The 18,094-nt window shown below is 42.2% G+C and carries 12 protein-coding genes; 10 read left to right on the forward strand and 2 right to left on the reverse strand.

From position 1 onward, the window contains the following. Positions 1-100: 100 nt before the first annotated feature. The 5 genes from IGJ44_RS05010 to IGJ44_RS05030 all read left to right on the forward strand — a co-directional run bounded on the left by IGJ44_RS05010 (position 101) and on the right by IGJ44_RS05030 (position 10,243). Positions 101-700 (forward strand): NUDIX hydrolase N-terminal domain-containing protein, encoded by a 600-nt coding sequence (locus IGJ44_RS05010; RefSeq protein ID WP_010747733.1) that lies wholly within the window; start codon positions 101-103, stop codon positions 698-700. A 160-nt stretch (positions 701-860) separates the two neighbouring features. Continuing rightward, positions 861-2,171 carry an NCS2 family permease gene (locus IGJ44_RS05015; RefSeq protein ID WP_167826829.1) on the forward strand — a complete coding sequence of 437 codons (1,311 nt, stop codon included), beginning with the start codon at positions 861-863 and terminating at the stop codon, positions 2,169-2,171. Between the two features lie 550 nt (positions 2,172-2,721). Next, the gene (locus IGJ44_RS05020) at positions 2,722-4,200 is read left to right on the forward strand and encodes a helix-turn-helix domain-containing protein (protein WP_167822969.1); all 1,479 of its coding nucleotides are present in this window, start codon (positions 2,722-2,724) and stop codon (positions 4,198-4,200) included. Between the two features lie 247 nt (positions 4,201-4,447). Continuing rightward, on the forward strand, positions 4,448-9,724 hold the full coding sequence (locus tag IGJ44_RS05025) for a MucBP domain-containing protein (RefSeq protein WP_338325581.1): 5,277 nt from the start codon (positions 4,448-4,450) through the stop codon (positions 9,722-9,724). A gap of 177 nt (positions 9,725-9,901) precedes the next feature. Then, positions 9,902-10,243 carry a DUF7006 family protein gene (locus IGJ44_RS05030; protein WP_081343842.1) on the forward strand — a complete coding sequence of 114 codons (342 nt, stop codon included), beginning with the start codon at positions 9,902-9,904 and terminating at the stop codon, positions 10,241-10,243. A gap of 283 nt (positions 10,244-10,526) precedes the next feature. Here IGJ44_RS05030 and mazE read toward each other — a convergent pair whose 3' ends face one another. Further along, complete coding sequence (gene mazE, locus IGJ44_RS05035; RefSeq protein ID WP_074534981.1) at positions 10,527-10,757, reverse strand: type II toxin-antitoxin system PemI/MazE family antitoxin; 231 nt, start codon at positions 10,755-10,757, stop codon at positions 10,527-10,529. A gap of 364 nt (positions 10,758-11,121) precedes the next feature. Here mazE and IGJ44_RS05040 point away from each other — a divergent pair, with 364 nt between their 5' ends. The 3 genes from IGJ44_RS05040 to IGJ44_RS05050 all read left to right on the forward strand — a co-directional run bounded on the left by IGJ44_RS05040 (position 11,122) and on the right by IGJ44_RS05050 (position 15,126). Beyond that, a complete protein-coding gene (locus IGJ44_RS05040) occupies positions 11,122-12,117 on the forward strand; it encodes a LacI family DNA-binding transcriptional regulator (protein WP_010747735.1) in 996 nt (331 codons plus the stop codon). Positions 12,118-12,263: 146 nt separating this feature from the next. Next, positions 12,264-13,640, forward strand: a complete 1,377-nt coding sequence (locus IGJ44_RS05045; RefSeq protein ID WP_015509272.1) for a PTS transporter subunit EIIC — start codon at positions 12,264-12,266, stop codon at positions 13,638-13,640. Positions 13,641-13,683: 43 nt separating this feature from the next. Next, positions 13,684-15,126 carry a glycoside hydrolase family 32 protein gene (locus tag IGJ44_RS05050; protein ID WP_074534982.1) on the forward strand — a complete coding sequence of 481 codons (1,443 nt, stop codon included), beginning with the start codon at positions 13,684-13,686 and terminating at the stop codon, positions 15,124-15,126. A 121-nt stretch (positions 15,127-15,247) separates the two neighbouring features. On the opposite strand, the gene IGJ44_RS05055 is transcribed toward IGJ44_RS05050, so the two are convergent. Continuing rightward, positions 15,248-15,919 (reverse strand): cyclic nucleotide-binding domain-containing protein, encoded by a 672-nt coding sequence (locus IGJ44_RS05055; protein ID WP_005225467.1) that lies wholly within the window; start codon positions 15,917-15,919, stop codon positions 15,248-15,250. Positions 15,920-16,011: 92 nt separating this feature from the next. Here IGJ44_RS05055 and IGJ44_RS05060 point away from each other — a divergent pair, with 92 nt between their 5' ends. Together IGJ44_RS05060 and IGJ44_RS05065 are read left to right on the forward strand one after the other, a co-directional pair. Then, positions 16,012-16,668, forward strand: coding sequence for a YczE/YyaS/YitT family protein (locus IGJ44_RS05060; protein WP_010747739.1), 657 nt, complete (start codon positions 16,012-16,014; stop codon positions 16,666-16,668). 109 nt (positions 16,669-16,777) lie between these two features. Further along, positions 16,778-18,040 (forward strand): PTS sugar transporter subunit IIC, encoded by a 1,263-nt coding sequence (locus IGJ44_RS05065; RefSeq protein ID WP_010747740.1) that lies wholly within the window; start codon positions 16,778-16,780, stop codon positions 18,038-18,040. Positions 18,041-18,094: the final 54 nt, after the last annotated feature.

Genomic DNA, 18,094 nt, shown 5'->3' on the forward strand with positions numbered 1-18,094 from the left:
GCAACAAGAATTCAATGATTGGGTTGCCAATCTTTTGCAAAACCGCCGATTTCCTCTAGAATAAGAAGCATAACAGAGAAATGGAAAAGGCGGGGAATGGATGAAAGATTATTTTGCGCAATACAAACGCCTGTTATCGATCGCTGAAGCAGGTTTGTACTATGGCAAAGATGTGTACGATAAGGAACGTTACCAAGAGATCAAAGAGTTGGCATTGCATTTGATGAGTACCGTCGTGGATCAAGACGCAGCTGCGTTGACCCTTTTAACAGAAAAAAATGAGGGCTATCCTACGCCCAAAGTCGATGTACGAGCATTGATCCAAAAAGACGAAAAAATCTTGCTGGTGGAAGACAGCCTGACGAAAGAATGGTCACTGCCAGGAGGCTATGCAGAAATTGGCTTGACGCCACGGGAAAACATCAAAAAAGAAGTGCTGGAAGAAACTGGCTTACTCGTTGAGGTCAAGGAGCTGCGAGCAATTTTTGATACGAATCTAAGACCAGACATTCCACAAGTGTTTCAATACTATAAGCTGGTCTTTGCCTGTGATGTTTTGGCAGGGGACTTCATCAAAAACAGTGAAACCTCTAACAGCGATTACTTTTCGTTGAAGGAGCTGCCGAAGCTTTCCATCAAGCGCACCACCAAGGAACAGCTGGAGCAATTGGTGAATGAGAAGTCGTTACACGTTGATTAGAAACAGCTAAGGGTAAGATGTTGGAAAAAGCGTTTTATTGGTTTTTTTAACTGGATAATATTTACTTGCAGATAAAGTTGGTTTATGATTGATTTCGTCGTTTTCATTATAAAAAATCAAGCAATGGCGACACCTTTGCTTGATTGCTGGAGGAGTAAAAATGAAGAATCAAATCAATTCCTTTTTTGGGCTGGATGCCTTACAAACAACGGTCAAACGAGAAATCTTAGCTGGTTTTACCACCTTTATCTCGATGGCCTATATTTTATTCGTCAATCCAACGGTCCTTGGGACATCTGGGATGGACGAAGGTGCCGTCTTTACGGCAACGGCGTTAGCCAGCGCATTGGGCTGTATCTTGATGGGGGTTTTAGCAAAATACCCGATCGCTACGGCACCCGCATTAGGGATCAACGCTTTCTTTTCTTATTCAGTCTGTATTGGAATGGGGGTTCCATGGCAAACAGCATTAGCGGGTGTGTTTGTGGCATCACTGATTTTCATCGTGATCACAATCTTTAAATTACGGGAACTGATCATTGATGCGATCCCTGCTGATTTAAAATATGCCATCTCTGGGGGGATCGGTCTGTTCATCGCCTTTTTGGGATTGAGCGAAGGCGGGATCATCGTTTCCGATGATTCGACCCTTGTGGCACTAGGCTCATTGAGTGTCGGTACGACGTGGCTGACGATTTTTGGTTTAGTGATCACTGCCGTCTTGATGGTTCGCAGAGTTCCTGGTGGAATTTTTATCGGGATGGCCGCAACAACTGTTTTAGGTCTTCTGACTGGCTTGATCCAAGCACCATCCAATATCGTTTCTGCTGCACCGAGTATTTCTTCCACATTCTTAGTGGCGCTAAACCATGTAGGAGACATCAACTCCCTGCAAATGTGGGTCGTAGTACTGACTTTCTTACTCGTCACTTTCTTTGATACTGCAGGCACCTTGGTAGGACTTGCCAATCAAGCGGGCTTCATGAAAGACAACAAAATGCCGCGGGTCGGCAAAGCACTTGCTTCTGACTCCACCGCCATGCTCGCTGGTTCTTTATTAGGGACCTCACCAGTAGGCGCATATGTGGAATCCTCCGCTGGGATCGCCGTGGGCGGTCGTTCTGGCTTGACTGCCGTGACGACTGGAATTTTCTTCTTGTTCGGCTTGTTCTTTTCACCATTACTATCCGTTGTTACTTCCCAAGTGACGGCACCAGCACTGATCGTCGTGGGCGTGCTGATGGCACAATCGCTGCGAGAAATCAAATGGCACGAAATGGAAATCGCAATCCCAGCCTTCTTGATTCTACTAGGCATGCCGTTGACCTACAGCATCTCCGATGGGATCGCCTTAGGCTTCATCTTTTACCCAATCACCATGTTAGCAGCCAAACGCGGCAAAGAAGTCTCACCAATCATGTACGGCTTGTTCTTTGTCTTTCTTGGGTTTATGTGGATTTTGAATGTGTGAGAGAGACGTTTATCAATTATAAAAGAAAGAACAGTTAAGCTTGTGGCTTAGCTGTTTTTTTTGTATTGAGAATAAGAGTTGATAAATACAAACTGAAAAAGGTAAAACAGTGTTTATTAAAGCGATGGATGCTGAATAGTAGTTTTTTTCATTTTTTACAAATACGAGGAGTGGTTAAGGAATTCTATTTTTTACCTAACATTCATATGATTTTATTCTGATTTAAAAAAACGAATCATTGATTCTAACTTATAATTTTCTTCAATCAAATGATAGCACATGCAAAAGGAAAAGGTTTGGCGTAGCTGATTTTGTATAGGTTTTCTTACTTCAATTGTTCTTTGTTTAGATTAGATAAATAACGCCTTCTTTTCAGCAGTAATCGTTTCGAGATTTTTTGACTAGAGTCTTTGATCAATAGCAAAAAATATTCATTTACAAGTGACGTTCACATCATTGAGAAAATGTAGTAAGTTAGAAAAGGAATGAAAAAATGATTATGGGTTAAAAATACATGGTATGATTTTCTATAAAGTTGGGAGGTGTTAGGATGAAAGATCTGCAGTTAAAGTTTATTGTTGATCCAACAACTATTCGCTGGTTTCGTATATTGAATCTTTTTGAGCGGACACAAAAAGCGACTAAGGGTCAATTAGCTAAACTAAATGAGGTTTCAGAACGGACGATTTTAACTGATATAAATAAGCTAAAGGAGTATTTTTCTGATAGTGCGCAAATTGTTTCAACGAACAATGGGTACCTTTTCGAAAAAAAGAACTCCCTTCGATTTATTGAACAAAAAGAAAAACTATTGCAAAATGAAATTTTGTTTGAATTATTGGGAAACGTTTTCTATGGAGAGCTAGAGGACGTAGCGGAATTAATTGACCGATTTCACATATCAGAAACGTCATTTCGGCGCTATTTAAGACAAATTGAGCCGGTTCTTAAAGAATACGGATTAAAACTATCACTCACTCCAATTGATTTAAAAGGCGATGAAGCAAACATCCGAAAGTTTTTCAAAGATTTTTACTATGAAGGGGAAATGACCCCTCATACGTTGGTTCCTCCAAAAGAGATTCATGAATTGATCTATCAAACTTTTTTATCTAAAATCAAGGAAATTACGATTGGTACAGGTACTTCTCCAAATGAATTTTACTATAATTTATATATTGCTATCGAGCGAGTACGTCAGGGAAAGAGGATCAATGTACCAACAAATCTTTACAAGAGTGTTAGGAATAACAAGGATTTTCTTAATTTATTCTTGATTCAGCAAAGAATTCAAAAGATCTATCAAGTGGAATTATGTGCAGATGAGCTCTGTTGGCTATTTTTAGTAACGATTGCCAAACGGCCTTTTGATCAAATAGACCAAGATAAGGTATTCTGTAAGCAATTGCAGCGCATTGATTCTTTTGCTCATTTAACTGAAAACTATCTCAAGAATTGCTCGCCTGAGTTGTACACATCAGAAATTTTATGGATCTATCGTGCGTTCTTCCTTTCTAGGTACGTGAATCATCTAATTTCACCAGTTCAAAATAGAATAATGTCAGAAATCATAGAGAAAACAAAACATGAATGCAAAGAATCATACATCAACAATCATCACTTTTTGCGCTCCTTTTTCGCTGAATCAGGAATAACAGAAGACTTTTTGGAAGATATTACGGCGAGCTTAACTTTGCTGGGAGAAAGATTGAAAGAACAGTATTTGTACAAAAGCAAGAGAATTGTTTTTTTATTAGAAGGCGATCTGTATGTCTGTCAATTGATAAGATCGCGAGTATATCAATACTTTGGTGATCGTCATCAAATCTTTTTTATTACGATTCCAGCTTTGACGGAAGAATTCTTAAACCAAGAAGATATTGATTTAATTGTGACAAACTACAGTGAATACTTGTCAGAGTATAAGGTGAGCACCAACTGCCTATTATTGAAAACAGTTCCAGATAAACAAGATTGGGAACTCTTATTCAAAACGATCGAACCAAAAATGTTCGAACTTATAAAATAATTAAAATAATAACCCTATTTTTTACCTATTCAGAAGGAAAGAAAGCCTTTTGCATAGGTTTTTTTATACTTAATTTCCCCCTAGGGTGAAAAACATGATTTTTTTATTAAAAAACATCCTTATATACTTTTGTTTAGAACTTCCAAGCTTGTGATAGATTATTCTACCAATTCGGCAGTGTCTGCATGAATAATTATTTTTCATGTTTCAAGAAGTTTACGTTAAAAAGAAAAGGAGTGTTAGGGAAGTGATACGCAAGTTAGGTTACATAATGTTGGTCATTGCAATGACTCTAGGACAGCCGCTCACTGTATTTGCTAATACAGTAAAGGATGGCTCTCAAAACGACAGCTTAGAAAATAATTTGAAAATGACGGATGTTTCTGTTGCTGAAGGGTTTCTAAGTGAATTGGCGGATGGAAATGCAGATCGTTATGAAGAAAGGCAATTGATAGAAGACGATCAACCGTCGACAGCAACTGAAGAAAACATAAGTACCAATGGATCTGGGGAACATACCGAAACAGACAGTGGTATAGAGGCAGATTCATCTGAAAGCTCTTCTGAGGAAAGCTCCAGTGAAGCTACATTAGATAGTAGTACAGAAGACAGTCATGAAGAATCAGTAGATAGTAGTGCAGAAGACAGTAGTAAGGAAGACAGTCATGAAGAGTCAGATGAAAATGTGGAAGGCGTATGGGGAACTGTTCCGTGGACGTGGGATGAAGAAACGAAAACAATTGTGTTAGAAGAAGGAAATGCGGGTACCGTTGCAACTGCGCCTTGGAAAACCTACACGTCTGTGACACAAATCGTTGTTAAGGCACCAGTATTGTTGCCAGTAAATTCTGCGGTTTTATTCAGTGATTTAAGTGAGCTTATGATTATAGAAAATGGGAATAATTTTAATACTTCCCAAGTGACGACAATGGCAAGCATGTTTGCTAGATTACCAAAATTAAAAAAAGTGGACTTTTCGAACTGGGACACTTCTAAAGTTACTAACATGTTCGCCATGTTTAGATATGCTTATGGTTTGGAAGAGTTAGATGTGTCTAACTGGGACACTTCAAATGTAACAAACATGGCAGAAATGTTCAGAGAATTAGATAATTCTGCTAGCCCAGTAACACCGTTAACTGTTTTGGATGTATCTAAATGGAAGACAGGAAAAGTAACAGATATGAGGTATATGTTTGGGGGAAAGAAGAATTTGACCTCTTTGGATGTATCCAACTGGAATGTCTCTAAAGTAGAACGGATGGATGGCATGTTTGCTGGAGGATTCAATAGAGGAAATAGTTCACTGAGTCAATTAGATGTTTCAAACTGGAATGTATTTAATGTAACAAATATGAATTGGATGTTTGAGAACTTACCTCATTTAGAAGTTCTGGACGTATCTAATTGGAATACAGAGAATGTGACGAGCATGTTAAGCATGTTTAGAAATGCTTCAAGATTGACATCACTTGATACAAGCAATTGGAAAACAAACAAAGTAACAAATATGGCGTATATGTTCAGCGGAGTACGGGTACCAACTGAATTTAGTGTTAGCAATTGGGATACATCTAGCGTAACTGATATGAGAAACATGTTTGCCTCCACTCATTCTTTAACTTCTCTCGATGTATCCAACTGGAATACTGAAAATGTCACTGATATTAGAGAAATGTTCCAGTATACAAGAGCATTGAAAAACTTAGATCTGTCAAATTGGAATACCGCGAAAGTAACCAATATGTGGTGGATGTTTCGCGAATCAGCCATAGAAAAGCTTGATGTATCAAATTTCGACACATCGATAGTGGAAAGTATGGCTCAGATGTTTTTAGACGCGAAACAATTGAACGAACTAGTAGTAGGCGAGCATTCGATCTTTTCTACGTCTACTCGTTTACCAGAGATTCTTATTGAGAACGGATATACTGGCAGGTGGATACAAAAAGAAGATGCTTATGGGAATGAGCCAAGTGTACCAATGGTTTATGAATCCTCGTTTGATTTTATGGACTTATATGACGGAACCGTTCCAGGAACCTATATTTGGGAAAAAATAGAACATAAAGATGCGGCACCAGTGACAGTCAAGTATGAGGATACTGAAGGAAAACAACTTTCGGAGCCAACGATATTAAGAGGGAAAGTTGGGTTGCCATACGAGAGCGAACCAAAAGAAATTCCGGGGTGGTATGTGCCAGAGACACCAAGCAATGCTCATGGAATTTTTAGCGAAGAGCCACAGGAAGTGCTCTATGTTTACGATCGCTCCGATGCGGCACCAGTGACGGTCAAGTATGAAGACACCAAAGGAAACCAACTGTCGGAACCTACGATTTTAAGCGGAAAAGTTGGCTTACCATACGAAAGCGAACCAAAAGAAATTCCAGGGTGGTATGTGCCAGAAATGCCAAGCAATGCTCATGGAACGTTTACTGAAGAAGCGCAAGAAGTAATCTATATCTATGACCGTTCGGATGCAGCACCCGTGACAGTCAAATATGAGGATGCCGAAGGAAATCAATTGTCAGAACCAACGATTCTAAGCGGAAAAGTTGGGTTGCCATACGAGAGCGAACCAAAAGAAATTCCAGGGTGGTATGTGCCAGAAATGCCAAGCAATGCTCATGGAACGTTTACTGAAGAAGCGCAAGAAGTGGTCTATGTTTACAATCGCTCCGATGCAGCACCTGTAACAGTCAAATATGAAGATGACAAAGGAAATCAATTGTCAGAACCAACGATTCTAAGCGGAAAAATTGGTCTGCCATATGAAAGTGAACCAAAAGAAATCCATGGGTGGTATGTTCCAGAAACGCCAAGCAATGCTCATGGAATTTTTAGCGGAGACCCACAGGAAGTAATCTATGTTTACAATCGCTCCGATGCGGCACCAGTGACGGTCAAGTATGAAGATACCGAAGGAAATCAACTGTCGGAACCAACGATCTTAAGCGGGAAAGTTGGCTTACCATACGAGAGCGAACCAAAAGAAATTCCAGGCTGGTATGTACCAGAAACACCAAGCAATGCCCGTGGAATTTTCGGAAAAGAAGCGCAAGAAGTAATCTATATCTATGATCGTTCGGATGCGGCACCAGTGACGGTCAAGTATGAAGACACCGAAGGAAACCAACTGTCAGAACCTACGATTTTAAGCGGAAAAGTTGGTCTGCCATACGAGAGCGAACCCAAAGAAATTCCAGGTTGGTATGTGCCAGAAATGCCAAGCAATGCTCATGGAATTTTTAGCGAAGAGTCACAGGAAGTGCTCTATGTTTACGATCGTTCGGATGCGGCACCCGTAACAGTCAAATATGAAGACACCGAAGGAAATCAACTGTCAGAACCAATGATTCTAAGCGGAAAAGTTGGGTTGCCATACGAAAGCGAACCAAAAGAAATTCCAGGGTGGTATGTGCCAGAAACACCGACTAATGCTCATGGAATTTTTAGCGAAGAGTCACAGGAAGTGCTCTATGTTTACGATCGCTCCGATGCGGAACCAGTGACAGTCAAGTATGAAGATGGCGAAGGAAACCAACTGTTGGAACCTACGATTTTAAGCGGAAAAGTTGGCTTACCATACGAAAGCGAACCAAAAGAAATTCCAGGGTGGTATGTGCCAGAAATGCCAAGCAATGCTCATGGAATTTTCGGAAAAGAAGCGCAAGAAGTAATCTATATCTATGATCGTTCGGATGCGGCACCAGTGACAGTCAAGTATGAAGACACCGAAGGAAATCAACTGTTGGAACCAACGATTTTAAGCGGAAAAGTTGGATTGCCATATGAAAGCGAACCGAAAGAAATTCCAGGGTGGTATGTGCCAGAAACACCAAGCAATGCTCATGGAATTTTCGGAAAAGAAGCGCAAGAAGTAATCTATATCTATGATCGTTCGGATGCGGCACCTGTAACAGTCAAATATGAAGACATCGAAGGTAATCAACTTTCGGAACCAACGATCTTAAGTGGAAAAGTCGGTCTGCCATACGAAAGCGAACCAAAAGAAATTCCAGGGTGGTATGTGCCAGAGACACCAAGCAATGCTCATGGAATTTTCGGAAAAGAAGCGCAAGAAGTGGTCTATATCTATGATCGATCGGATGCAGCCCCCGTAACAGTTAAGTATGAGGATACCGAAGGAAATCAACTGTCGGAACCAACGATCTTAAGCGGGAAAGTTGGCTTACCATACGAGAGCGAACCAAAAGAAATTCCAGGCTGGTATGTACCAGAAACACCAAGCAATGCCCGTGGAATTTTCGGAAAAGAAGCGCAAGAAGTAATCTATATCTATGATCGTTCGGATGCGGCACCAGTGACGGTCAAGTATGAAGACACCGAAGGAAACCAACTGTCGGAACCAACGATTCTAAGCGGAAAAGTTGGTCTGCCATATGAAAGCGAACCGAAAGATATTCCAGGGTGGTATGTGCCAGAAATGCCAAGCAATGTGTCTGGAACGTTTACTGAAGAAGCGCAAAAAGTAATCTATATCTATGACCGTTCAGATGCGGCACCTGTAACAGTCAAATATGAAGACACCGAAGGGAATCAACTGTCGGAACCAACGATATTAAGCGGAAAAGTTGGGTTGCCATACGAAAGCGAACCAAAAGAAATTCCAGGGTGGTACGTGTCAGAAATGCCAAGCAATGCTCATGGAATTTTCGGAAAAGAAGCGCAAGAAGTGGTCTATGTCTATGACCGCTCCGATGCAGCACCCGTAACAGTTAAGTATGAGGATACCGAAGGGAATCAGCTGTCGGAGCCAACGATCTTAAGTGGAAAAGTTGGCTTACCATACGAAAGCGAACCGAAAGAAATTCCAGGGTGGTATGTGCCAGAAATGCCAAGCAATGCTCATGGAACGTTTACTGAAGAAGCGCAAGAAGTAATCTATATCTATGACCGCTCCGATGCAGCACCTGTAACAGTCAAATATGAAGACACCGAAGGAAATCAACTATCAGAACCTACGATTCTAAGCGGAAAAGTTGGTCTGCCATACGAAAGCGAACCAAAAGAAATTCCAGGGTGGTATGTGCCAGAAACACCAAGCAATGCTCATGGAATTTTTAGCGGAGACCCACAGGAAGTAATCTATGTTTACAATCGCTCCGATGCGGAACCTGTAACAGTCAAATATGAAGATACCGAAGGAAATCAACTATCAGAACCAACGATTCTAAGCGGAAAAGTTGGTCTGCCATACGAGAGTAAGCCAAAAGAAATTTCTGGTTGGACCGTGAAGGAAATACCAGATAACGCATCTGGAACGTTTACGAATGACGTGCAAGAAGTGATTTATGTCTATCATAAAGAAGAAAATAACGGTGGGCAAAATACACCTGAAAAAGAGAATCCAGAAAATGAGAAGGAAGATTCTAACGATCCAAAACTTCCCAATACTGGGGAAGCGATGGTTGGACAACGAATCATGATCATTGTTGGATCGCTGCTACTGTTATTTGCCATTTTCATTATCTTTGACAAGAAGAAAAAAACAAGATAATTAGTTTTTAGAATAGTCAATATAAAAAGAAAGCAGCAAAGCCCGTGGAGGTTTTGCTGCTTTCTCAAATCTAAAAAAACTTCAGAAAAATCATTCACTAAATGAAGAGGATCACGGTTTACTTTTATAGTAGATGGTAATAATCATTAAAAAGTGGAAAGGAGTTCAATTGAATTGATGTTTTCGACGAAAAAAGAATATAACGAATATTTTCTAGAAGAGATTAGATCTCTGCCAAGAGAGAAAGACATGCTGGAAGACTACTTAGAAAAACAACTGGAACGGTTAAATCAATTGATAGATGAAATTTCGAAAGAAACGTTTTGGAAGGTTTTTCCTAAAATTCTTGGGATTGATGCGAAACTGAGTCTATTAGCTGATTTATCAAAGTATGAGGATTTTTCAGAAGCCGACATTATAAGAATTATTGAAAGTGATTATCAAAATTATTTTAAAGAATTGTGTGGGTACGATCTTAGTATGCAAACGAAGTACTCAATAGTATTTAATGTCTGCTGAAAAATAGCAACTTATCGAAAAAGCATCGGGGTTAAGATGGACCGTGGGTAGAGGTGATTTAAAGTAAAGTTAAAGTACGATTTCTACTAATGAAAAAACCAGTTAAGCGCAGCTTAGCTGGTTTTTTTATTATATGCCGCTTGCTATAAAAATGATCAGAATCGAATAACGGTTAAATATCTAAGCCAGGACGTCTTTTTTTTGAATTTCCTTTCCAGCCGAAGGGGCAAAGTCGATCCAAGCGATAGTCGCTTTTTGGAAATGTATGTTTGAACATTAGTTACTAAAAAATCATTTTCCCTTCAGATGAAAGGTCTTCCCACGCATCTTTTTCATAAAACTCTGATTCCACTCCACCATTAAAAGGATCTTCAATTTTAGGAACAAGAATGATCGTCCCATCCTCTGCGTAGACAACAATATATTCTTGGTTTTCAGGAGGATTTTTTCCGTTATCAGAAGGAAGCGTAACGACGATGGAATTGCCTTGTAGACTTGATTTAGTAATAAGCATAGTATCACCTCTTAGAGATAGTATACCTTGCAATACTATGGAAGGAGAAGACAACAGTGAGATTTAATGTATTTTGAACACATCAAAAGTTCAAAACGCACTTTACATAAGATAGATAAGAAACCGCAATGAAATATTGTTTGAAAAGATGGATGAACATCTCAGAAAAATAGATGTTAGATTTTAAGCAGAATTACGAAGTTTTTTAGATGGATCATTTATGGCATACCAAGGACCAGGGGATTAAAGCAACGAAAAAGTGAAGCTTCATTCCAAAACCGCCCATCCCAACAATTTTCACGCAAAACCTGCGCTTTTCTTTCAGTTATTGTTATAATAAAAGAAAACGCAAAGGTGGGAAATCATGACAACGATCAAGGACATTGCTGAAAAGGCGGGAGTAGCGAAAAGTACGGTTTCCCGCTATCTGAACAATGGTTATATCAGTGAAGAAAAGCGCAAAAAAATTGATCAGATCATTGCTGAAACTGGCTATCGCCCCAATACATTTGCTCGTTCGCTGAAAGCCCAAGACACGAAATTGCTGGGCGTGATCATTCCTCGACTGAATTCACCATCGACAAATGATGTGTTGAAAGGGATCGATACGACGGCACGGGAAAACGGCTATCAAATGCTGATCACCAACTCTGATCAAAGCGATGAACGGGAATTAGAAAATATCGAAATGCTAGTCAAACAAAAAGTAGCAGGGATGATCCTGTTTGCGCGCAAAATCACGCCGCAGCTACAAGCGGTGCTGGCAGAGGTTCCTATGCCGGTTTTATTGTTAGGTCAACAGTTAGCTGGCATTCATTCCATCGTCCATGAAGATTATCAAGCTGGCAAAACCATGGCAGAATATGCAGTCAGCGCTGGCCACCGACGTTATTTATTTGTTGGTGTCAGCGAAAATGATTATGCGGTAGGTGTCTTGCGGAAAAAAGGATTTCTTGATGTCTTAGCACAAACGCCCAACGTCAAAGTCGACTTTATCGAAACCTCCTTTTCAAGAAGAGAAACGTACCAAAAAGCCCTTGTGTTCTTGAAAGATCAATCGGCAACGTACATCGCCTGTGCTACCGACAATATTGCTGTTGCTGTATTGAAAGCCGCCCATGAACTAGGGTACCAAGTGCCGCAAGACTTTTCCTTGAACGGATTTGGCGGCTATGATTCGACGGATTATGTCTATCCGACCATCACAACGACCCAATATCCCTATGTCCAATTAGGCATCGATGCCGTCTTAACGATCCAAAAACTGACGCAAGGGGAAGAGGTTCCTGAGGTGATCGAATTACCGAATCGATTAGTGGTCAAACAGTCGACTGCCAAGCTTGACAAGCAGGAGAAATAAAGCAAATATTTTTAGAGAAAGCAGGACGACCAGTTGCGGCGTTCTGTTTTTTTATTTTCTTTGCTTGCAATTGCAAGCGGTTTCTGTTAATCTACAAATGTAGAACCGGTTCCACAAATGGACCGACGATCAAAGGAGTGGGAAAAATGAAGGAACAAAAAACGATCGACCAAGTGTTAGAAGCTGTTGGCGGCAAAGAAAATGTCAAAAACTTTGAACACTGTGCCACACGTTTGCGCTTGATTTTGAAAGACGATCAGTTAGTAGATAAAGACAAAGCGGAAGCAGTTGAGGGCAGCAAGGGGTATTTTTTCAACACGGGACAGCATCAGTTCATTTTTGGAACAGGAAAAGTCAATGAAGTTTATCAAGCCTTCGCAGCAGAAATGGGCAATGACGCCTCCGCTGATAAAGCTGGCTTCAAAGATGATGTGTATTCGAATCTGTCACCCGTCCAAAAAGTTGTCCGCACGTTGTCAGATGTCTTGGTGCCATTGATTCCAGCTTTGGTAACGACGGGGCTTTTGATGGGGATTCGGGGATTATTGACCGAGTTGGGGGTCACTTATAGTGCTGACTGGTTAGCTATGTTTGAAATGTTAACGGATACAGCGTTTGCCTTTTTACCTGTTTTGATCGCCTATAGTGCGACGAAAAAATTCGGCGGTAATCCGATCATCGGGATCGTGGTAGGATTGATGATGGTGGCACCGCAATTGCCGAACGCTTGGGCAGTTGCCAGCGGAGATGCGGAGCCATTGCACTTATTCGGTTTATCGATCTCTGGGTATCAAGGGTCGATTTTTCCAGCAATTATTGTCGGGATCTTAGTTTCTAAGCTAGAAAAATGGTTCCGTAAATTTGTTCCGCAAATGATGGACTTGATCGTGACACCATTCTTAACGATTGTCATTACTTTAGGTTTGATTTTGTTTGCGTTAGGACCAATCTTGCAAGTAGCTGAAAGAGCAGTCATCAACAGTATCGTCTACTTGGTGCAAGCACCATTGGGCATCGGTTATATCATTTACGGAGGGGTTCAGCAAGTGATCGTAATCACTGGATTGCACCATTCGTTAAGTATTATTGAGTTAGGGTTATTGAATACGACAGGCGAAAACGTCCTACAAGTCTTAGGTACAGCAAGTATGGCGGGACAATTTGGGGCTGCGATTGCTGCGGCATTTATTTATAAAAACAAAGTCAAACGCTCAAATGCCATCAGTGCGGCGGTTCCAACCTTATTTGGGATCACTGAACCTTTACTATTTGGGGTCAACTTACGCTCGATGCGGATTTTTGGCGCAGGCATGCTGGGAGGCGCAGTCGGCGGGTTTGCGACGTATGTCTTCCAATTAGCTGCCACTGGGATGGGCATCACTTTTATTCCAGGACTGTTGTTGTATACTGGAGATTTCGGTGCCATGCTGAAATACGTTGTCGTGATTTTGATTGCCTTTGGTGTCGGTTTTGCTGGTGTCCAATTGCAGCGCAAGCCGCTAGCCAAAGAGTTGAACCAATAAATAATCCCTTGTTGTTCATCGGCAAGAGAAAAGAGGTACCACATTGTTAACGAAGGAATACTGGGCACAACTTGCCCAAACCCAAAACGATTTAGCAGAAAAAATCAGTGCTGATGCGTGGCGCTTGAACTACCATTTGATGCCAGAAACAGGATGGATGAACGACCCGAATGGTCTTTGCCAATTCAAAGGCGTGGTTCATTTTTACCATCAATATGTACCGCAAACGCCCCATGGCGGGGAACCACCTCACTGGGGACACAAAACGTCGACGGATTATGTCACGTTTCAAGAAGAAGCGCTGTTTCTTTCTCCCGAACACGACTATGACAAAGACGGGGTCTACTCGGGCTCTGCCTTTATCGAGAATGACGTGATCCATTTCTTCTATACTGGGAATGTCAAGCATCCTGGTGATCATGATTATACCTTTAGTGGACGAGAACAAAACACGGTCCATGTAATCAGCAAAGACGGCTATACCGTCGAAAAGCAAGAAGTCGTGATTCCTCATGAGGACTACCCTGAAGGATTTACCGATCATATTCGTGACCCAAAGGTTTTTGCCCACGAAGACACCTACTATATGCTGCTAGGCGCGCGTACGTTGGAAAACGAAGGCAAAATTTTGATTTATGAATCGACGGATTTAAATGAATGGACCTATCGAGGAATCTTTTTCGGTGAGGACTATGCTCTAGGCTACATGTGGGAATGTCCAGACTACTTCCATTTAGATGGTAAAGATGTGTTGGTCTTCTCACCGCAAGGCTTGGCAGCCAAAGAACATGCCTACCAAAATATTCATCAATCAGGGTATCTGATTGGTGAGGTGGATTGGGAAACCCTGACGTTTAAAGAAACTTCTGCGTTTCGTGAACTTGATTATGGGTTTGACTTCTATGCCCCGCAAACCTTTGAAGATGAGCAGAAACGTCGGATCTTGTGGGGCTGGATGGGGCTAGGGGATACCAGTCCTGAATACAGCAATCCTACGATCCCTCGCGGCTGGCAGCATGCCGCAACGCTGCCAAGACAGCTTTCGGTCAAAAATGACCAGTTGTATCAAGAACCTTTGCCAGAATTCCAAAAATTGCGAGACAAGCAAGTCAGCAAAAAAATTGTGCTTTCAGAGAAACCGCAGCACTTGTCTTTCGATGAATTGGCATATGAGTTGCAAGTTACGGCGGAAGTCCCAGTGCAGCAGTTTCAGCTTGGACTTTTGCAAGATACGACTTTGGCTTATGAAGCTGGTGTCTTCACGATCCATCATGGCGTTTCTGGCTACGGTCGTAAACAGCGCAGTGTCAAGGTCGATGAACTGACGCAGCTGCAGATTTTTGTCGATACGTCTTCGATTGAGATCTTCCTAAATGGCGGGCAATATTGTTTGACCTCTCGCGTGTATCCCAAACGGACCGAGGCGATCGCTCTCAGCGGAACCGGCACGGTTACTGTCAATACTTGGGCATTGGCGAAAAAATAAAGCAACGATCCGAAAACGACAGCAAACAGTTGGTTTTTCTTGTTGCACCCCCAAGAGTCAGCTTTTTCTCTGGCTTTTAGGGGGGCATCATACCAACTATTTTGCTGTCGTTATTTGCTTGTTACTGCTTTTGTTGGTTTTGGATAAAGGTCTGCAGCGCAGGCGCATCGATCCGATAGCCGTCTGCAGTTTTTGTGACTAGTTTTTGCGTTTTGAAATCTTTTAAGGTATACGTCAAATGGCGATAGCTCACGCCTAAGTATTCTGCGGTCTCCGTCAATTTTTCTTGAAAAAGATCATCGATCGAAGCTTCCAACAGTAGATGGGCAAGGCGCCAAGCTAAGGGATAGGTTTGATTGACGGAAAAATGATCCATACGCAGCAGCAATTTTTCACCGATAGTTTTGCCTAGTGTTTGTACGAAAGCCAGGTCTTGCATGAGCCCGTGAGCTGCTGCTTGCATCGGAATGCCCAGACATGTTGTTTCACCGATCGCAACCACGGTTTTCGGTACTGTTTCGGCGCCAATCAACGTGAGATCGCCAATGCAATCACCAGGATGGAGAAACTGCAGCAAGGCACGTTTGCCGTTTTCTTGCGTTTGAATGATCTTGGCTTTGCCAGTCAATAGGACGAAAAAGACCGACATCGGCACCGTTTCTTTTTGGATCGCTTCTCGATGATCAAAGGTCCAGAGGGCACTTTGTTGTAAAATCTCCTCAGGAATCGGTAAGGGGCAGCTTTCTTTGATTGGTACCTGCTTTATTGCCAAGGCATAAGCGGTTTTTTTCACTTTTTCCCTCCAAACTAGGAGAAATCTCCTATTTGTTTTTAGTCAGTATAGCACATACTTAGAAAAGCAAAAAAGAAAGTGTGGGAGAAAAAATGAATAAAAAGCAATGGATAGGATCAGGGATTTTTTATGGACTGAGTGCATTCGGGATCAGCTTGACCATTAAAGCAAGCGTTGGGGTCAGTAGTTTTAATGCCTTGAATGTCACGCTGGCAACGATGTCAGGAATCAAAGTCGGCACCATCACTACAGCCATCAACTTGGGCTTTTTAGCTGCCTGTTGGCTATTGGATCGGCGGCAGACGTCCCTCAAACAAAAAGGCAGTGAGTACTTGATTATGTTTTTCGCTTTGCTGGCATTCGGCTATTTGATCAATGGCTTTGTTTACTACTTCTTGGCATCGCTGCACTTGACGAATTATTGGAGCCAACTAGCTGCTTTGATCGGTGGGATCTTGATTTCTGGAACGGCGACGGGACAAGTCCTACGGTTGCAGGTCTTGAAATTTCCAATCGAGCACTGGTGTCATTTGCTGGCGCAACGCAGTCGTTGGACATTTAAGCAGTACCGTTATGGCGTTGATGCAGTCTGTATTTCGGGGGCACTCTTGCTAGCGATCAGTTTGGGCTTACCGCTAGCGGTGAGGGAAGGGACGGTCATTAGTTTCTTTTTGCTGTCAGGTGCCATCGCTTGGTCGAAGGAACGTGATTTGGCAGCGGCTTTACCCATTTGGCAAAGAAACAGTTAGCCAGTAGTATTCTTGGAATTGGGAAGGCGTCGAGTGTTCTAAAAATGCAGAAAGCGTTTTTTATGCTACTCTTATTAAAAAAGCGAGATATTTAGTAGGAGGAGACTGGATGAATCGGTTGATTGAAGGGTTTCAGGAAAATTTTGCACCAAAATTGGTTAGGATCAGTGAAAATCGGTTTTTAGTTGCCGTGCGCAACGGAGTCGCCGTCACGATGCCGCTGACGATAATCGGCAGTCTCTTTTTGATTTTAGCCAATCTGCCTTTTCCTGGCTGGACCGAGTTTGTCGGGGAGTTTGGCGTCAAACTAGGCGCCGCCAGCAATTTTACATTTGGAATTTTGGGACTGGCCGCTTGTATCGGGATCGCCTACTATTTGGCGGCCTCGTATGAGATCGATCGGATCGGTTCTGTCGTGTTGGCAGTCTGCGCGTTTTTGCTGCTGCAGGCGGGGGAAGAATGGACGATCGATCCAGCTTCTTTGGGGGCGTCTGGTCTGTTTACAGGAATCGTCACAGCGATTGCGACAGTAGTGATCCATCGCTTTTTTCTCAAGCACCGCTTAGTGATTCGGATGCCAGCAGAAGTGCCGCCCGCAGTTGCCAAGAGTTTTTCGGTCTTGCTTCCTGGAGCTGCCATCATCACTGGTGCCTGGGTGATTCGGGTCTTGTTGGAATTTAATGTCAATCAATTCGTGCAAGCCATCTTTTCACCGCTGGCAGTTGGTCTAAACACATTGCCTGGGATGCTGTTGTATACCTTTTTGATTTTGTTGCTTTGGTGTTTAGGGATTCATGGCAGCAATGTGATGGGGAGTATCGGCGATCCGATTTTTCTAGCTTTATTAGCAGCCAATACCGAAGCCTACACTGCAGGCGAACCGTTACCGAACATTTTTGCAGGCGGGTTTTATATCATGTTTTTGTGCTATGGAGGCACTGGTTCAACACTGGGGCTGATCATCAACATGTTAGTTTCAAAGAAAAAAGCCTATCGTTCCCTAGGGAAGATGGCTTTGCCCTCTGCTATTTTTTGTATCAATGAGCCAATCATTTTTGGGTTTCCGATCGTGATGAACCCTATTATGATGATTCCTTTCATCCTGACACCCCTTGTATTATGTGTCGGAACGTATTTCTTGTCGGTCACCAATGTCATTGGGCGAATCATGTTCAATCCACCGTGGACCACACCGCCATTTATCAATACTTACCTTGCAACCGGCGGCAATATCCCTGCTGTTCTTTGGAGTATCGCTTCCTTACTGATTAGTGTGGCGATCTACTATCCATTCTTTAAAATCAGCGAACGAAGTTTAACAGAAGAAGAAAAAGGCGTTACCGACGCAGTTGCCGCGAAGGGGGAGAACTAAACGCTGATGATTGGCTCGTGGTGCGTTGTTTTGTCTGGCAAAGAAAATAGTGGC

Source organism: Enterococcus sp. DIV1368d (genome assembly GCF_050542975.1).
Taxonomy (GTDB): domain Bacteria; phylum Bacillota; class Bacilli; order Lactobacillales; family Enterococcaceae; genus Enterococcus_D; species Enterococcus_D casseliflavus.